Annotated in this window: 13 protein-coding genes and 2 pseudogenes; 11 read left to right on the top strand and 4 right to left on the bottom strand. The window is 51.7% G+C overall.

The window, feature by feature from the left end:
* On the top strand, nucleotides 1–182 hold a 182-nt coding region (locus ACTH5D_RS14765; protein ID WP_441672551.1), incomplete at its 5' end, for an IS3 family transposase.
* 316 nt (nucleotides 183–498) lie between these two features.
* The gene (locus ACTH5D_RS14760; protein WP_441672549.1) at nucleotides 499–726 is read left to right on the top strand and encodes an SDR family oxidoreductase; all 228 of its coding nucleotides are present in this window, start codon (nucleotides 499–501) and stop codon (nucleotides 724–726) included.
* A 74-nt stretch (nucleotides 727–800) separates the two neighbouring features.
* On the opposite strand, the gene ACTH5D_RS14755 is transcribed toward ACTH5D_RS14760, so the two are convergent.
* From ACTH5D_RS14755 to ACTH5D_RS14745, 3 genes and pseudogenes are all read right to left on the bottom strand, one after another.
* A complete protein-coding gene (locus ACTH5D_RS14755; protein WP_441672547.1) occupies nucleotides 801–2213 on the bottom strand; it encodes an amidase in 1413 nt (470 codons plus the stop codon).
* Nucleotides 2214–2341: 128 nt separating this feature from the next.
* A complete protein-coding gene (locus ACTH5D_RS14750; RefSeq protein ID WP_441672553.1) occupies nucleotides 2342–2701 on the bottom strand; it encodes a hypothetical protein in 360 nt (119 codons plus the stop codon).
* Between the two features lie 26 nt (nucleotides 2702–2727).
* A pseudogene (locus ACTH5D_RS14745) lies at nucleotides 2728–3072 on the bottom strand (MBL fold metallo-hydrolase); the annotation flags it as partial.
* A 285-nt stretch (nucleotides 3073–3357) separates the two neighbouring features.
* Here ACTH5D_RS14745 and ACTH5D_RS14740 point away from each other — a divergent pair.
* The 6 genes and pseudogenes from ACTH5D_RS14740 (at nucleotide 3358) to ACTH5D_RS14715 (ending at nucleotide 10133) form a co-directional block, all read left to right on the top strand.
* Complete coding sequence (locus ACTH5D_RS14740) at nucleotides 3358–4254, top strand: LysR family transcriptional regulator (RefSeq protein WP_441672545.1); 897 nt, start codon at nucleotides 3358–3360, stop codon at nucleotides 4252–4254.
* Between the two features lie 97 nt (nucleotides 4255–4351).
* Nucleotides 4352–5377 carry a succinylglutamate desuccinylase/aspartoacylase family protein gene (locus ACTH5D_RS14735; RefSeq protein ID WP_441672543.1) on the top strand — a complete coding sequence of 342 codons (1026 nt, stop codon included), beginning with the start codon at nucleotides 4352–4354 and terminating at the stop codon, nucleotides 5375–5377.
* A gap of 40 nt (nucleotides 5378–5417) precedes the next feature.
* Nucleotides 5418–6848 (top strand): YfcC family protein, encoded by a 1431-nt coding sequence (locus tag ACTH5D_RS14730; protein ID WP_441672541.1) that lies wholly within the window; start codon nucleotides 5418–5420, stop codon nucleotides 6846–6848.
* A gap of 319 nt (nucleotides 6849–7167) precedes the next feature.
* Nucleotides 7168–9231 (top strand): prolyl oligopeptidase family serine peptidase, encoded by a 2064-nt coding sequence (locus tag ACTH5D_RS14725; RefSeq protein ID WP_441672539.1) that lies wholly within the window; start codon nucleotides 7168–7170, stop codon nucleotides 9229–9231.
* Nucleotides 9232–9350: 119 nt separating this feature from the next.
* A pseudogene (locus ACTH5D_RS14720) lies at nucleotides 9351–9512 on the top strand (IS630-like element ISHsp2 family transposase); the annotation flags it as partial.
* An 18-nt stretch (nucleotides 9513–9530) separates the two neighbouring features.
* Nucleotides 9531–10133: a class I SAM-dependent methyltransferase gene (locus ACTH5D_RS14715; protein ID WP_441672537.1), complete on the top strand. Its 603-nt coding sequence runs from the start codon at nucleotides 9531–9533 to the stop codon at nucleotides 10131–10133.
* A gap of 102 nt (nucleotides 10134–10235) precedes the next feature.
* On the opposite strand, the gene ACTH5D_RS14710 is transcribed toward ACTH5D_RS14715, so the two are convergent.
* Complete coding sequence (locus ACTH5D_RS14710) at nucleotides 10236–10796, bottom strand: TetR/AcrR family transcriptional regulator (RefSeq protein ID WP_441672535.1); 561 nt, start codon at nucleotides 10794–10796, stop codon at nucleotides 10236–10238.
* A gap of 126 nt (nucleotides 10797–10922) precedes the next feature.
* On the opposite strand from ACTH5D_RS14710, the gene ACTH5D_RS14705 reads away from it, so the two are divergent.
* From ACTH5D_RS14705 to ACTH5D_RS14695, 3 genes are read left to right on the top strand one after another with little or no spacing between them, the layout of a single operon-like run.
* Nucleotides 10923–12131 (top strand): MFS transporter, encoded by a 1209-nt coding sequence (locus tag ACTH5D_RS14705; RefSeq protein WP_441672533.1) that lies wholly within the window; start codon nucleotides 10923–10925, stop codon nucleotides 12129–12131.
* Nucleotides 12128–12331, top strand: a complete 204-nt coding sequence (locus ACTH5D_RS14700; RefSeq protein ID WP_441672531.1) for a hypothetical protein — start codon at nucleotides 12128–12130, stop codon at nucleotides 12329–12331. The genes ACTH5D_RS14705 and ACTH5D_RS14700 overlap by 4 nt, the downstream gene beginning before the upstream one ends.
* Before the next feature lie 3 nt (nucleotides 12332–12334).
* Nucleotides 12335–13699, top strand: a complete 1365-nt coding sequence (locus ACTH5D_RS14695) for an amidase (protein ID WP_441672529.1) — start codon at nucleotides 12335–12337, stop codon at nucleotides 13697–13699.
* Nucleotides 13700–13996 lie beyond the last annotated feature (297 nt).

Here is a 13996-nt window from a genome sequence, read left to right as displayed (position 1 = left end):
ATGCCCCAATGGAGCGGTTCTTTGGTAGCTTAAAGCATGACTGGATATTTAAGGTTCATCAGCCAACTCGCGAGCATATGATCAATGATGTTAGGGCTTACATTAAATATTACAATTTAGACCGACTACACTCATCGAACAATGATTTATCACCGGTTCAGTATGAGAAATTAGCAAATTAATGTGTCCGGTTTTGTTGACCAGAACAGTCGACTGGGCGTGCGAAGGGGGAATCAAGTGACTGATCGTCTCGCGGTCCGTCAGCTCAATATCGAGTCCGGGCTCGAGGAGCTGCGAGTGCAGGATCAACGACATGCGCGGGTGAATAACCTTAGCGACGTCATGGACTGACTCAGTGAGGATGGTGCAGCCAGGCTCGCCGTCCAGGCGATCCATCCAGATGTCGGCGAACCGCGGCGGGGCAGATAGTGGGGCTGCTTGCGACCGTCCTGCTCCGGCCATTCGTACTAGCCGTCTGCCTGCGAGCTGGCCAACGAGTTGCGTGGCTGGCAGGCCAAGGTCAACGCGGTCAAGGCAGAGCCGGTCGCCAACGATTTCTTCCTCAACGGAAACTTCGCTGAACTGATCGAGACGCAGGCGAATATCGCACCATTGGAACGCCTCGGCCAGCCGGAATACACTGCCAGCACCGTCGCATTCCAGGCGTGCGAGCAAGGTGGCTGGATCAACGCACAGGTTATTCGCGCCAACGGCGGTTTTGCCTAAGGGCATATTGATTACGGGCGCAGTCCGCCGCCATGAATCGGCCAACACCCTGGGCAGTGGCTACCCGGCCTTTTTCAGTCAGCGCCTTGCCCCCTGATCGCCCTGGGTAACGACCACCCACTCCCTATCTCAGCCCATGCACGAGCTGCCGCCAACAGAACTGCCTCATGACCCGAGCGTGCCAGTAGCTCAAGTCCGACAGGCAAACCCTGGCTGTCCAACCCGATGGGCAGGTTGATGGCTGGCATTCCGGTCACCGGCGCCAACAGTGTATTGATGCCGCCTTGGGTTCCACCAAGCATTGTAGGCGGATGCCGCATCGTCGGGTAACACAGCATATTCAGGCCCTGATCTGCCATTGCGCTTTCGATTTGTTTACGCAGCGCATCCTGGCGTGCACGGGCCTGCCGATAACCAGGACTATCCACACCGACATGATTAGCCCGGTTACGCAACAGAGTCGCCATCTGTTCGTGGTGTAGTCCTTTTTCGACAATGGTCTTCAGTGAATAGACCGGGCTACCCGAGCGTTTCGCTAGATCTGCCGCCAGCGCGGTGGAAAATTCGTAGGCGATCACATTAGCTCTAACAACCACTTCTCTAAGGTTTGTAAATTCAAACGGCGTACGCCGTACCCCAAGGGTTTCCAGTCGCGCTATCGCTCGGTACGCGATGGCTGAAATTTCACTGCCACTACTCTGTTTATCTTCGAACCAGGCATCCAGTACCCCGATCGAAAAATCAGTGTTGCCTTCGGTCGCGACATAGGGTTGGTCGGACAAAACAGCAAACGCACGCTCCAGGTCGCTGACATAGCGAGTAAGCGGCCCAAGCATATCCTGCGTCGGCGATAGCGGCAGAATGCCGTCCAAAGGCAAGGAGCCACGCGAGGCACGTAGTGTATAGAGGTGATTGAAAGCTGCAGGAATACGAACGGAGCCTGCGGTATCGCTGCCAATGGCCAGCGGCACATAGCCCGCTGCCACGGCCACAGCCGCCCCGCTGCTCGAACCACCGGGGGAGCGATCCAGCGCATATGGGTTTCTGGCAAAACCAGTCAGCGAAGAGGCGCCAGTAATACCGGCAGCCAGTTCATGCATTGCGGACTTGCCAACGATTACGGCGCCCGCATGCCGCAGGCGGCTTACAATCTCGGCATCTTGTACGGCATTCAGACCAATCAGTGCACGCGAGCCTGCCGTCGTAGGCCAACCCGCCACATCCATATTGTCCTTGATTAGTATTGGAATACCGTCCAATAGTCCCAATGGGCAACCCATGCGGCGACGTTCATCGCTGGCGATCGCTGCGTCCCGAGCTTCGCCCGCAAAAACATAAGCGACGGCACGAAGCATCGGCCCCTGCGTGTCGAGTTCCCCGATGCGGGTAAGGGTCGCCTCGACTAAGTCGAGTGCTCTCCAGCGTCCCATATCAAGCCCCGCAATCAGCGAATCGATCGAGGCCGTGGTAAAATTTTTGACTGGCATTTAAACGCTCTCCTCTCTTATACAAAGCGCCAGTAATAGCACGTAGAGTCGTCAGTCGATCGTGTAATGCGCCCGGCCGAACTCTCGGTAAAATGAGAGCTAAAGTACAGCGCGTCATGATCTGCACACTAATCAAGCACCCACTTTCTAGAGGTCTCAGCGCGCACCTTGTCTTCACAGAATGCGGAGCTCCAATGAGGATAGAGTGCCTGAATCGAATGGTGCATGACATCACCGCCAAACAAGCCGTACTCGCCCTGTGACCTCAGGGCGATAGAGGCATGGTCCGGACTGTGTCCTGGTGATGAGTGATAGATCAGCAGTTCGTCGAGTGCTGTCCCGGCCGACGGATCAATGGTCTGGGCAAGCCCAGCATCAAGTATGGGCTGAATACTGTCTTCCATAATCGTGGCGCGTGCTGGGTCGCGCTGCCAGTGATCGAGTTCGGCAGCAGAAAAAAACGTGCGCTGGGAAACATTGGCAGCCAATGGCCATCTTCACAATAAGTATTCCACCCTACGTGATCAGTGTGCAGATGCGTCATTAGCACAGTATCGACGGCCCGCCGATCGACACCCGCTGCAGCTAGTCGTTTGGCATATTGAGTTTGTAAGTTGTGAAATAATGGATTACCGTCGCGATCTCGGTGGTTACCGGTAGCCGTGTCGACTACGATCAGACGCTGCGGCGTTCGCACGACCCATCTATGGATTGACACCGCGATCGTATTCGGTAAATCGATGGTTGCCAGCTCATCCTGATGATCCGGAAACAATTGCGCAGTAGGCAGCTTCGCAATCTGCTCGGTCACTCGGAGGATTTCAGCGTTACCAACTTGAGAACGGTTAATTTTGAGCATACGGTTGAAAGGAGCGATTTTCACAGCATCACCTACTGGATTAATCCTGTGTATTGAAACACGACGTTGTCATGACACTAGTATCATGCTCGCCCCAAAGCGAGGCTAATGCTTTTTCCTAGCCCTGCCGATGCCTAAGAGGCATCAGTGACTAGGCTCGACGCTTCATGTTCTGCACCACACGATGACCATCAAACGTTTCACCTTCTCTTGAGTCCGCGAGTAGAGATATTGGTGTCGTTCATGCATATTGTACATAGAGACATTTGATAAGGACTCTCATCCATGGAGCTGCGTCATCTCCGCTATTTTGTGGCAGCGGCTGAGCACGGCAGCATTCATGCAGCTGCCGAGCAGCTGCATATAAGCCAGCCGACGATATCGCGTCAGATCCATGATCTTGAAGATGAGCTGGGTGCAACACTGTTCTTACGCTCCGCCAGGGGGCTCGCGCTAACACCAGTAGGCAAGATGTTTCTACAGCGGGCCAAGGGGCTCCTCGCTGATCTCGAAGCCGCCAAGGTACAAGCCGTCCGTATGGCACAGGGTCTAAGCGGAAGGCTATCACTGGGGTTCGTCGAAAACGCAACCTGGGGCGGTCGACTGCCTCAGGCTCTAATGCATTTCAAGCAGCACGCCCCCGATGTCGATCTCGAACTATTACCACTCAACTCTAGCGATCAACTCGTCCAATTGGAGGGCCGGCGCCTGGATGGTGGTTTCATCTATCCGTTTAGTGGTGTAGCACCGCGCTTGGGAACGCTAGCTCTGGATTCACATAACGTGGTAGCAGCGCTACCCAGCTCTTGGCTATCCGAAACGCCACCACCTCGCAAACTGGTGGATTTAGCAGACAGAGATTTCATCACCTTTCCTCGCCATATCTATCCCTCCTATTTCGACCATCTCCAAAGCGTTTGCCTGTCGCTAGGAGTGTCGTTGCGCAGCATTCAAACAGCGGAAACCGAAACCGCCATTCTCTCGTTGGTCTCTTCGGGCATGGGGGCGGCCATCGTCAACTCGGCCAACCGGTTTCGCCCGCCGGCACTGGTCGAACTGATGGAACTAGACGATCTGTCTATACCATTGACACTATCTTTCGTTCATTCCCCATCCAACTCCAACCCAGCTCTACGCTCATTTCTGGCGATTCTGAATATGACGCGCATGACGCACCAGTAATGCCTTTGAGGCATCAACCCAAACATCTATAAGCATTACTCCTATCTATAGCATCGGTCTAAGGTGATGACACACTTGCTTTATACGAGATTCTACGGTGTCCAATACAAGAACCGATGCGCCTAGCCTAATCACTACCCAGGTCGCTTTCGATCGAGATGGCATTCAGCATGGTACGTTACAGGTACCTTATTCACGGGATCGATCTGCCTACGGCCATATCCCTATCCCAATTACCGTCATACGCGGGGGAGAGGGGCCAAGCGTTTTACTTACCGGCGGCAATCATGGCGATGAATACGAGGGGCCCATCGCCCTCAAAAAGCTGATACATCAACTTGGGGAAGGAAGCATTCAAGGTACATTGATCGTTATTCCTTCACTCAACCTCCCAGCCATTCTGAACGCGTCGCGCACCTCACCTATCGACGGTGGCAATCTTAACCGCCTATTTCCAGGTCGACGGGACGGTAGTATTACCGAAATGATTGCCCATTACGTAGAACACGAGTTGTTTCCGCGCGTGGATGGTGCAATCGATCTACACGCGGGCGGTGCATCTTTCGACCATCTGCCTACGTTATTAACTTTTCCGCCGATCGACGCAGGTGCCAGCGCGGATTATCTCGCACTAATCGAGGCCTTCTCGGCACCGCGAGCTATGGCGCTGGACATGCTGGGCGAGGATCGCACTTACTCCAGCGCCGCTGCACGTGCAGGCATCTGGTTCATGGGAGGAGAGTTTGGTGGTAGCTCGCGCTGCGATCCCGATTGCCTCGAGATCGTCGAGAGCGGCCTGGCCAGAGTGCTCCATCGCTTAGGCATGATAATCGAACCACCGCCCCCCGCTTTGTGGAAAACGCAGTGGCTGGAAGTACAGGGACGCCGTCACTATCTCTTCGTGCCACGCCCGGGGATATTCGAGCCCTGCTTCCGGCTGGGAGAGACTGTTACCGAAGGTCAACTATCTGGGCGTCTGTACGATCCTTACGAGCCTTGGCAGCCCCCTCGCGAGTTTTACTTTGAAAGCAACGGTATTGTCGTCTGCGCGCGCACCTTCGCTGGTGTCGACGCCGGCGATTGTCTCGCCGTGCTTGCTGCCGAGATCGACAACTTTTCTTAGAATAAGCGCACTATCTCAATAAAATAACAGGATATCTACGATGACCACGTTCTCAAGAGTACCAATCGACAAGCGTCGCCGTCTCAAACTACCGCACATCTACATCATTTTATTGACCTGCATCGGTCTGGCTGCCCTGGCGACACATTTCATCACAGCTGGGGAGTACACGCGCATCCCAGGCCCCGGTGGGCGCCCCGTAATCGATCCAGGCAGCTTTCACACCGTGGTCGCTTCTCCTGCCAATTTCATGGATTTGATGCTCGCCATACCGAGAGGACTGATTGGCTCGGCCCAGATAGTGTTTTTTGTTCTTATTGTTGGCGGTGCCTTTGCGGTACTACGACGAACTGGCCTGATCGAGTTGGGCGTCGAGAATCTGAGCCGACGTTTCGCCAGTCGCCGCCTATTACTGATTCCAACACTAATGATTGTATTCGCCTTACTGGCATCGTTCATTGGCGTACCCGAGCTATCGATGGTTTACGTGCCTATCCTGTTACCCTTATTGATCGCTCTCGGCTATGACTCGATCGTTGCCGCCGCAGTGGCCTTATGCGCTACCGGCCTGGGCTATTCCGTCGGCGTATTCAATCCGCTTAATACTGGTCTTGCCCAACAATTAGCCGATGTGCCTCTCTATTCAGGCTACCCATTGCGAATTGCTTTGCTGGCCGTGCTACTGACGATCTCGATCGGTTATATCATGCGATACGCCCATCGTTTGGCGTGCAACCCTGAAAGAGGCTTGATGGCAGATGACGCAATCGAGTGCGACAAGCGTGAACGATATCAACAAATCGTAGATTACTCTGACTCTCATCTTTCCAAGCGTCAGTGGTTGGCGACGCTACTCGCCCTAGGGTGCCTCGGGGTCTTAATTTTCGGCGTTACCCGCCTGGGCTGGTACATGACTGAAATCTCAGGCCTGTTCATACTAATGACACTACTCGTCGGAACTGCAGCGGGATTGGCGGGGGAAACAATCTGTGAGTCCTTCACCGACGGCTGTCGAGAAGTTATGATGGGTGCGTTGGTGGTCGGTATTGCACGTGGCGTGGCGGTCATTCTGGAAAATGGTCAAGTGTTGGATACTATGGTATTTTCCATGGGGCAGCTGGTGAGCGAGTTACCCCCAGTCCTTTCTGCCATCGGCATGTTCACCACTCAGCTCGGTATCAACTTTTTCATTCCTTCCGGTAGTGGCCAGGCGCTCGTCACCATGCCCATTATGGCGCCATTGGCAGATATCGTCGGTGTTACTCGACAGACATCAGTACTGGCCTTTCAGCTTGGCGATGGCATGAGCAATATCCTCTACCCCACAGCCGGCTATTTCATGGCGACACTGGGCATCGCCGGTGTTCCATGGTCGAAATGGGTGCATTTTTTTCTGCCACTCTTCTTACTCTGGATCGCCATCGCCACGGTATTTCTTATTCTGGCGCAGATCCTGCAATGGCAGGGATGATCTCCCATTAAGATATTTTCAAAGTGCTCTCCTGCGATACTGTGCCCCATTTCACCACGTTGGCAAGCTTTGTCAGCCGTCATGCCGAAGATATTGAGGCTCTGTTCGAGCAAGTGCTTCTAGTGTGTCACGAATAAGGTTTGTTGGGTAAAGAACTCTTTGTGATTGATGGCTGCAAGATCCCCTTCAATGTTAATTTCGAGAGCAGTAGCAGTTCTCTTATTTTCAACAGGACTTGATTAAGTGTGGGCGGCGTCGATTGAATACCTCTTTTTTCGCACCAAATCCTTCTCATAAGCGCTCGCTTACAGGAGTCATAATGTCAAGATTTACCTATCCTCATACTAAACGTGTTGATGTAGTAGACGAGCTCTTCGGCCACAAGGTAGTAGACTCATATCGCTGGCTTGAACAGGATGCGCGTACCGATCCAAAAGTCACGGAATGGGTGGAAGCCCAGCGTTCTCTAACGAGTAATTATCTAGCGACTCTGCCCTGTCGCGACATTTTCCGACATCATCTGAAGAAGCTTTACGATCAAGAGGGGTACACTGCTCCTCAAAAATGTGGTGAGCGATACTTTTTTACCATGAGCCTTGGACTCGACAGCCAGCCTTCTCTCTATGTGCGTGAAGGTGTCTTTGGAGCCGAACGCATTCTAATCGATCCCAATACATGGTCCTATGACGGTGCGGATGCGCTGGCAGAGTGGGCCGTATCCGATGATGGCGCATTCGTTGCCTATGGTGTGCAGCAGGGGGGAACCGACTGGCGTACTATCCGAGTGCTCAATGTTGAGACAGGCGGGGTTCTGGAAGAAGCGGTAAATTGGGTTCGCTTTACCCAAATCATTTGGAAGAAAGACGCTTCAGGTTTTATTTATTCTCGCTTTCCTGAACCAGAAGGTGGGGCGAACTCGGCGGCGAGCATTGCCGACCACGCCATCTATTTCCATGCCTTAGGTACACCGCAAAGCAGTGATCTTCTAATTCATGCCACGCCGAATAACCCTGGATGCCTGCACCTTGCCGACCGAACAGATGACGGAACCTACCTGCTTATCTATTCCACTTTAGGCGTTGGCACGAATGCTTTAGCGGTCGTTGATTTGGCTAGTGAAGACTGGATTCCTCGAATATTGATTGCTAATTACGAAGCTGAATGGTCGGTGATCGGTAGTCAGGGCACTCGACTTTTTATCATGACCAGCCAAGATGCCGAACGGCGAAAAATAGTCGCTCTAGATATTGCCGATGCGGAACTGACGATTGACCTTGTCGTACCCGAGGATGAAGCTGTCTTGAACAACGCCTCGATTCTGGGCGGGTATTTGCTCACCACTTATTTTCGCGATGCATATACGCAGATGCGCCGATTCAAACTCGATGGTACTGCTGATGGCTCGGTTCAGCTACCAGGAATAGGCAGTGCGGGTGGTTTCAAGGGCAAGAGCGATGACAATGAAGCTTTTTATCTATTCACCAGCTTCGATACGCCGGTTACCGTCTATCGCTATGACGTAGACTCCAATACTTCCACAGTATGGGCGCAGCCGACGTCACAGGTTGATCGCGAAATGATCATCGTCAAACAATACTTCTTTACGTCCAGGGATGGTACTAAAGTACCTCTCTTTACTGTCCGGCGTAAGGGTGACAATGGTCCTTCACCCACACTTCTTTATGGGTATGGGGGCTTCGGTATCAGCTCGGTGCCTATATATTCACCAGCTCAGATGGCTTGGATTGAGCAAGGCGGTATTCTAGCGGTAGCCAACATTCGTGGTGGCGGCGAGTATGGTAAAGCTTGGCACCGTGCTGGTCAGATGGAGAATAAGCAGAATGTCTTCGATGATTTTATCGCGGCCAGTGAGTTTCTTAAGGAAGAGGGAATCACTCCAGAAAATGGCTTGGTAGTCCAGGGCGAATCCAATGGCGGGCTTTTAATAGGCGTGGTTGTGAACCAGCGTCCAGATCTTTATGCAGTAGCCTTGCCTGGCGTTGGCGTTATGGACATGCTTCGTTATCACCTATTTACCGGTGGTCAACTCTGGATCACCGAGTTCGGGAGTCCCGAAGAAGAGAAACACTTCAATAATTTGCTCTCATACTCGCCTTATCACAATGTTCAGGAAGGCAAAAGCTATCCTGCCATTCTTGCCACAACGGCTGATACCGATAATCGAGTCGTCCCTGGACACACCTTCAAGTACATCGCAGCCATACAGGTCGGAGATACTGGCTCACGACCCCACTTGGTTCGTGTCGAAACCCGGGCTGGTCATGGAGCAGGGATGCCGAAGGAAAAGATCATCGAACAAATAGCGGATCAGTGGGCGTTTGCGGCTCATTGGTCAAGTTTGAAGGTAGTAAGTAGCCAATAATATCTCAAGCAGACGCCGGAGTTACGTTCCGCGGTTTTGCAGTCAGAGCTTGCGCCGAACTCTCTTTCTAAAGCGAAAGGTTTCAAAGATTGGTCTAACGCCGCCGCATTCGCAATTCGAGTGCCTACTCACCAGAACTGAACCTGATCGATATTCTGTGGCGACAGATTAAATACACTTGGCTGCACATGAGTGCCTATTTCTCGTTTGATCGCCTACGCGATGAGGTACACCGTCTACTCGGTGAATATGGAACTGATCACGCGATTAATTTTGAATAGGCACTTAGGAATGTCTTAGTGACGACAACCACTACCTGGGACGATGTAGCCGACACGGTGACGTTTTCCGTCCCACTGGATATCGACTTCATTGCCGAGAGAATCCCTCCACAGTCTCGCATCCTGGATCTAGGCTGTGGCTACGGACGGACAATGGCGAGCCTGCGTGCGCGGGGTTTCTGTCGCCTGATTGGTTATGACGCCTCTCCGCAGCTTGTGGCACGAGGGCATTCTCAAACGCCAGATTTAGACCTGCGTGTGGCCGATGCCACTCACTTACCCGACTCCAGCGACACCTTCGATGCTGTCGTCATCGCAGCCCTACTTACTAGCGTGCCTTGTCCCCGCCATCAGACCATGATCGTGGCAGAGATTGCCCGGGTACTTCGCCCTGGAGGAGAGGTCTTCGGTGTGGACTTCCTGAGAGATGGGGATGCTGGCTACCTCTCTGGGGGTAGGTTCCGCGCGACAAATGGCATCTCCATGATCCACTTTAAAGACTCCGAGCTCTCCGCCTTATTTCAGGCTTTTACAATTGTCGAGAGCAAGCGGATCGGTATCAGCTCATTATCTAGCAAGCCAGCCGAAGTGCTGCAGTACGCTTTTCAGTTGCGGAGATAAACTGGATATTGAGGTCGTGGCCCAGGTTCTTGAGAAGTAATTCATGCCGCCATCAAACACTTTCTCTGGATACCCTAAAAAATATTAACTCTGGCCTCTCTTTTATTCAGTGTTCGATATCGTAGTACGGATGAGCGATTCGATTTCCTTCTCCTTTGATGTTTCATCGCTAAAGAGCATACGGTACATAAGAGGCGCGACGATGAATTGGACAACTTCATCGACGGCTAAGCTTTTTTCGCGTCGGTCGTCTGCCCTTTTTGTGATCACTTCTATCTGTTGGCGTATGTAATTATCACATTTTCCCGTACAGGCATGGCCTTGTGTACCCAGCACTTCTCTAAGCATGGCTCTGCCAGGATCGGACGCCATTTCATCAATAAAGGCTTCCATCCAGTTCGCAAGGTCGTCGTGTAGGTTGCCAAAATCCTCAGGGATTTGTTCTGGCTGCATGCGTTCTAAAGCGACATCTGCAAGTAGGCTATCCAATGTGCCCCAACGTCGATAAATCGTTGTCGGGTTCACGCCAGCACGAGCGGCAATGCTGGGCACGGTGAGTCGCTCGTGCTCAAATTTTTTCTGAATCTCACGGACGGCTGAATGAACAGCTGTCTGTACTCGCGCACTGCGTCCACCAGGACGAGGTGCTGTTTTATCGTTCATTGTGTTCCTTTTTTTAGCTTGCAACCCGCCTCTAAAGCAAAAAACTTGCTTTAGAGGCGGGTTGGTACTATCATCCTTAAAGCAAAATATTTGCATTAAGGATGTATTATGTCAACGGGTACTTGTTTGGAATCGGATAATCGTTTTCATTGGAAGCTCTCATCTTCCACGACGACGATTCTGTATACCGTAATTTTAATAGTTTTTCTGGCGGCATCCAGCGCGCTAACGCCTTTATATCATCTATATCAAGATCAATGGGGGTTTGGTGCTACGACACTGACGACCGTATTCGCTGTTTATGCGGTGGGATTGTTGCTGGCGTTACTCTTTACTGGGCGCCTTTCTGATTTTGTCGGTCGACGACCTGTCATCTTGTCTGCGCTTTTGTTGGAGATGGTTGCGATGGCTACTTTTTTAGGTGCCAGTGACGCAGGAGTGTTGATCATCGCCAGAGCTATTCAAGGGGTGGCGACTGGCTTGGCGACTGCCGCAGTAGGTGCGGCCATATTGGATCTTAGCCGTGAAAAGGGGGCGTTAATTAATAGCATTTCGCCTATGTTTGGGATGGCGCTTGGCGCATTAGGTAGTACGGCATTGATGATTTATGCACCGTTACCGACTCAGTTGGTGTTCGGATTATTGTTGTCCATTTTGATCGTGGCGGCACTGTTGACTTGGTTTGCACCTGAAACCTCAGCGAAAGCCTCTGGCGCGTTGGCCAGTTTGAAGCCGCAGATCACGGTGCCTATGCAAGCTCGTAAGGCTTTTCTATTGATTACGCCCGTTAATATGGCGGTGTGGATGCTCGGCGGGTTTTACTTGTCGCTCATGCCTTCGCTCATTATCGATATTTTGCATCTCCATTCACCTTGGTTGGGGGGCAGTGTTGTTGCTGCATTGACCCTAACGGGAGGGTTGGCGGTGATTGTGGCGCGTAATTTTACGTCTTTCGTCACTATTTCATCTGGCGCGATTGCCCTGTTGGTCGGTTTGGCAGTTATTTTGTTAGGCGCGAATACGGGAAGCGGCCTGATGCTGATGATCGGTTCTATTGCGGCGGGTTTTGGTTTTGGTGCGGGTTTTTTGGGTTCCTTACGCAGTGTGTTGTCTTTGGCTGAACCACATCAAAGGGCATCGTTAATGGGCGTGTTTTACACGGAAAGTTATTTGGCGCACAGTTTGCCAACCATTGCTATTGGCTATGTTGCGCAAAAAACGGATCTATTAACCGCGGTCAATGTATACGGTGTGTTGATCGGTTCATTGGTGTTGGTGGCCATCTTTTTATTGTTTTTAAAGCGTAGAGCAGCGCAGGGGGGAGCATTGTCATGAGCGCATTAGTTTTTACGCCGATGTCTGTCGAAGACACAATGGCTTTGGCCAGAGGTTTGCACCTTGATCTGCCAGAGGAGCGGGCGGTTGTTATTGCCAATGTGGTGGCTCACATCAGAAATGTGGTCGGAAAATTAGATGAAATGCCTTGTGATGAGACATGTGCTCCGGCTTTTCAGTATTCAGTGGGGGGAGAGTAGGGGATGAACGAAGTGATCAATATGTCGTTGGCTGAAGTGAGCGAGCGAGTTGCCGCGCAGAAGTTGTCGCCCGTTGAGCTGGTTGATCTGGCGATACAATGCATCCGTCACAACGAACCGCACATTAATGCGTTTGTATCGGTTTGGGAGGAGGAAGCACGGCAACAGGCCAGGCAAGCGGAAGATGAAATTGCCAGAGAGCATTATCGTGGACCATTGCATGGAATTCCTATCGCGTTGAAAGATCTTTATGATATGGCGGGTAAGCCAACAACGGCGAGCTCTCAACAGCGCATTGGGCATCAGGCTAAATCGAGCAGTGCGGTGGCGCAAGCATTGCAACGAGGCGGTGCCATTATCGTCGGGAAAACGCACACGCATGAGTTTGCTTTCGGTTTAACCACACCACAAACAGCTAATCCACGGGATAGACTGCGAACGCCCGGTGGTTCCAGTGGTGGTTCTGCGGCGGCAGTTGCTTATGGTGGCGTATGGGGTGCGATGGGTACTGATACGGGAGGATCGATTCGCGTTCCTTCAGCCTTGTGTGGCATTGTCGGATTTAAACCGACTTATGGGGTAATGTCTGTAGATGGCATCACCCCTTTGTCCTGGTCTTTGGATCATGCTGGGCCGATGGCAAGAAGCGTCGAGGACGTGTATTTAATGTGTCAGGTGATTGGTGACGCTGGCAAATACGATGTGGAAGGTGCGAAACAGGAGACAGATCGGCAGCAGAAACTCAGGCCAGTCGATATGGCAAGCTTAACTGTGGGTGTTCCTCGTAACTATTATTTTGATCACGTGGCTGAGCCCATTGCAGCGGCTGTTTACCATGCGGCCGATTTATTGGTGCAGCAAGGAGCTAAAGTGGTCGAAATGGATATCCCTTTAAGTGATTACTTAATCCCCACGCAATGGGGGATAATGGTTTCCGAAGCAGCATCGGTTCACGGGGCAACGATACGACAATCACCTGAGTTGTACGGGGAAGATGTGCGAATATTGATTGAATCAGGGCAGCTGTTGCTTGCAACGGATTATCTAAAAGCTCAGCGAGCAAGAGGAATGATTCAAAAAGCGTGGCAAGGTATGTTTGAAAATATAGATGTCTTGTTAACGCCTACGGTTCCGCAAACGGCAGCGTGGAAAGATCAAAAAGTATTTGTTAGCGCAGATGGAAGTCACGAAAGTGTCAGCGATGCTTATGTGCGACTGTGTGCGCCAAGTAATGTGACAGGGTTGCCTTCATTGACCCTACCTTATGGTCAAGATGCTGATGGGCTACCTATTGGTGTACAGTTAATTGGTAAGGCTTTTACGGACTATAAAGTACTGCAAGTAGGCAAAGTGATTGAAAATCATTAGCCTGTAAACACAAACTGTGCAACTTGTAATGGAATTGGATACTTCAATTAGCGACAATATCAGTCAGCAATTGAGGTGCTGCTATGAGTCGAAAACGAACTTATAAATAATTGTGGAAACATAAAAAGTTGGTAAAAATAGTCCTGAAGCGCGCGAGGGTGTTCAAAAGTCTGTGTCACGCAGACCCGCTCACAGGCTGATGTAATCATCCAAGCGCTCGGGTAAATGGATGGTCATCTGTGACAGTGTCAAATTCCAGTTCTGCACCGGGTGCGTCCAGCGTTCAGAGGCTTTGAG

Source organism: Halomonas sp. (genome assembly GCF_052095695.1).
Lineage (GTDB): Bacteria > Pseudomonadota > Gammaproteobacteria > Pseudomonadales > Halomonadaceae > Vreelandella.
This window is presented reverse-complemented; position numbering and strand designations above follow the sequence as displayed.

Excerpts from the sequence above, each read along its gene's own strand:
- ACTH5D_RS14700 (WP_441672531.1), top strand. The coding sequence starts at position 12,128 with ATGAGCGCATTAGTTTTTACGCCGATGTCTGTCGAAGACACAATGGCT.
- ACTH5D_RS14730 (WP_441672541.1), top strand. The coding sequence starts at position 5,418 with ATGACCACGTTCTCAAGAGTACCAATCGACAAGCGTCGCCGTCTCAAA.
- ACTH5D_RS14725 (WP_441672539.1), top strand. The coding sequence starts at position 7,168 with ATGTCAAGATTTACCTATCCTCATACTAAACGTGTTGATGTAGTAGAC.
- ACTH5D_RS14710 (WP_441672535.1), bottom strand. The coding sequence starts at position 10,796 with ATGAACGATAAAACAGCACCTCGTCCTGGTGGACGCAGTGCGCGAGTA.
- ACTH5D_RS14695 (WP_441672529.1), top strand. The coding sequence starts at position 12,335 with ATGAACGAAGTGATCAATATGTCGTTGGCTGAAGTGAGCGAGCGAGTT.
- ACTH5D_RS14755 (WP_441672547.1), bottom strand. The coding sequence starts at position 2,213 with ATGCCAGTCAAAAATTTTACCACGGCCTCGATCGATTCGCTGATTGCG.
- ACTH5D_RS14740 (WP_441672545.1), top strand. The coding sequence starts at position 3,358 with ATGGAGCTGCGTCATCTCCGCTATTTTGTGGCAGCGGCTGAGCACGGC.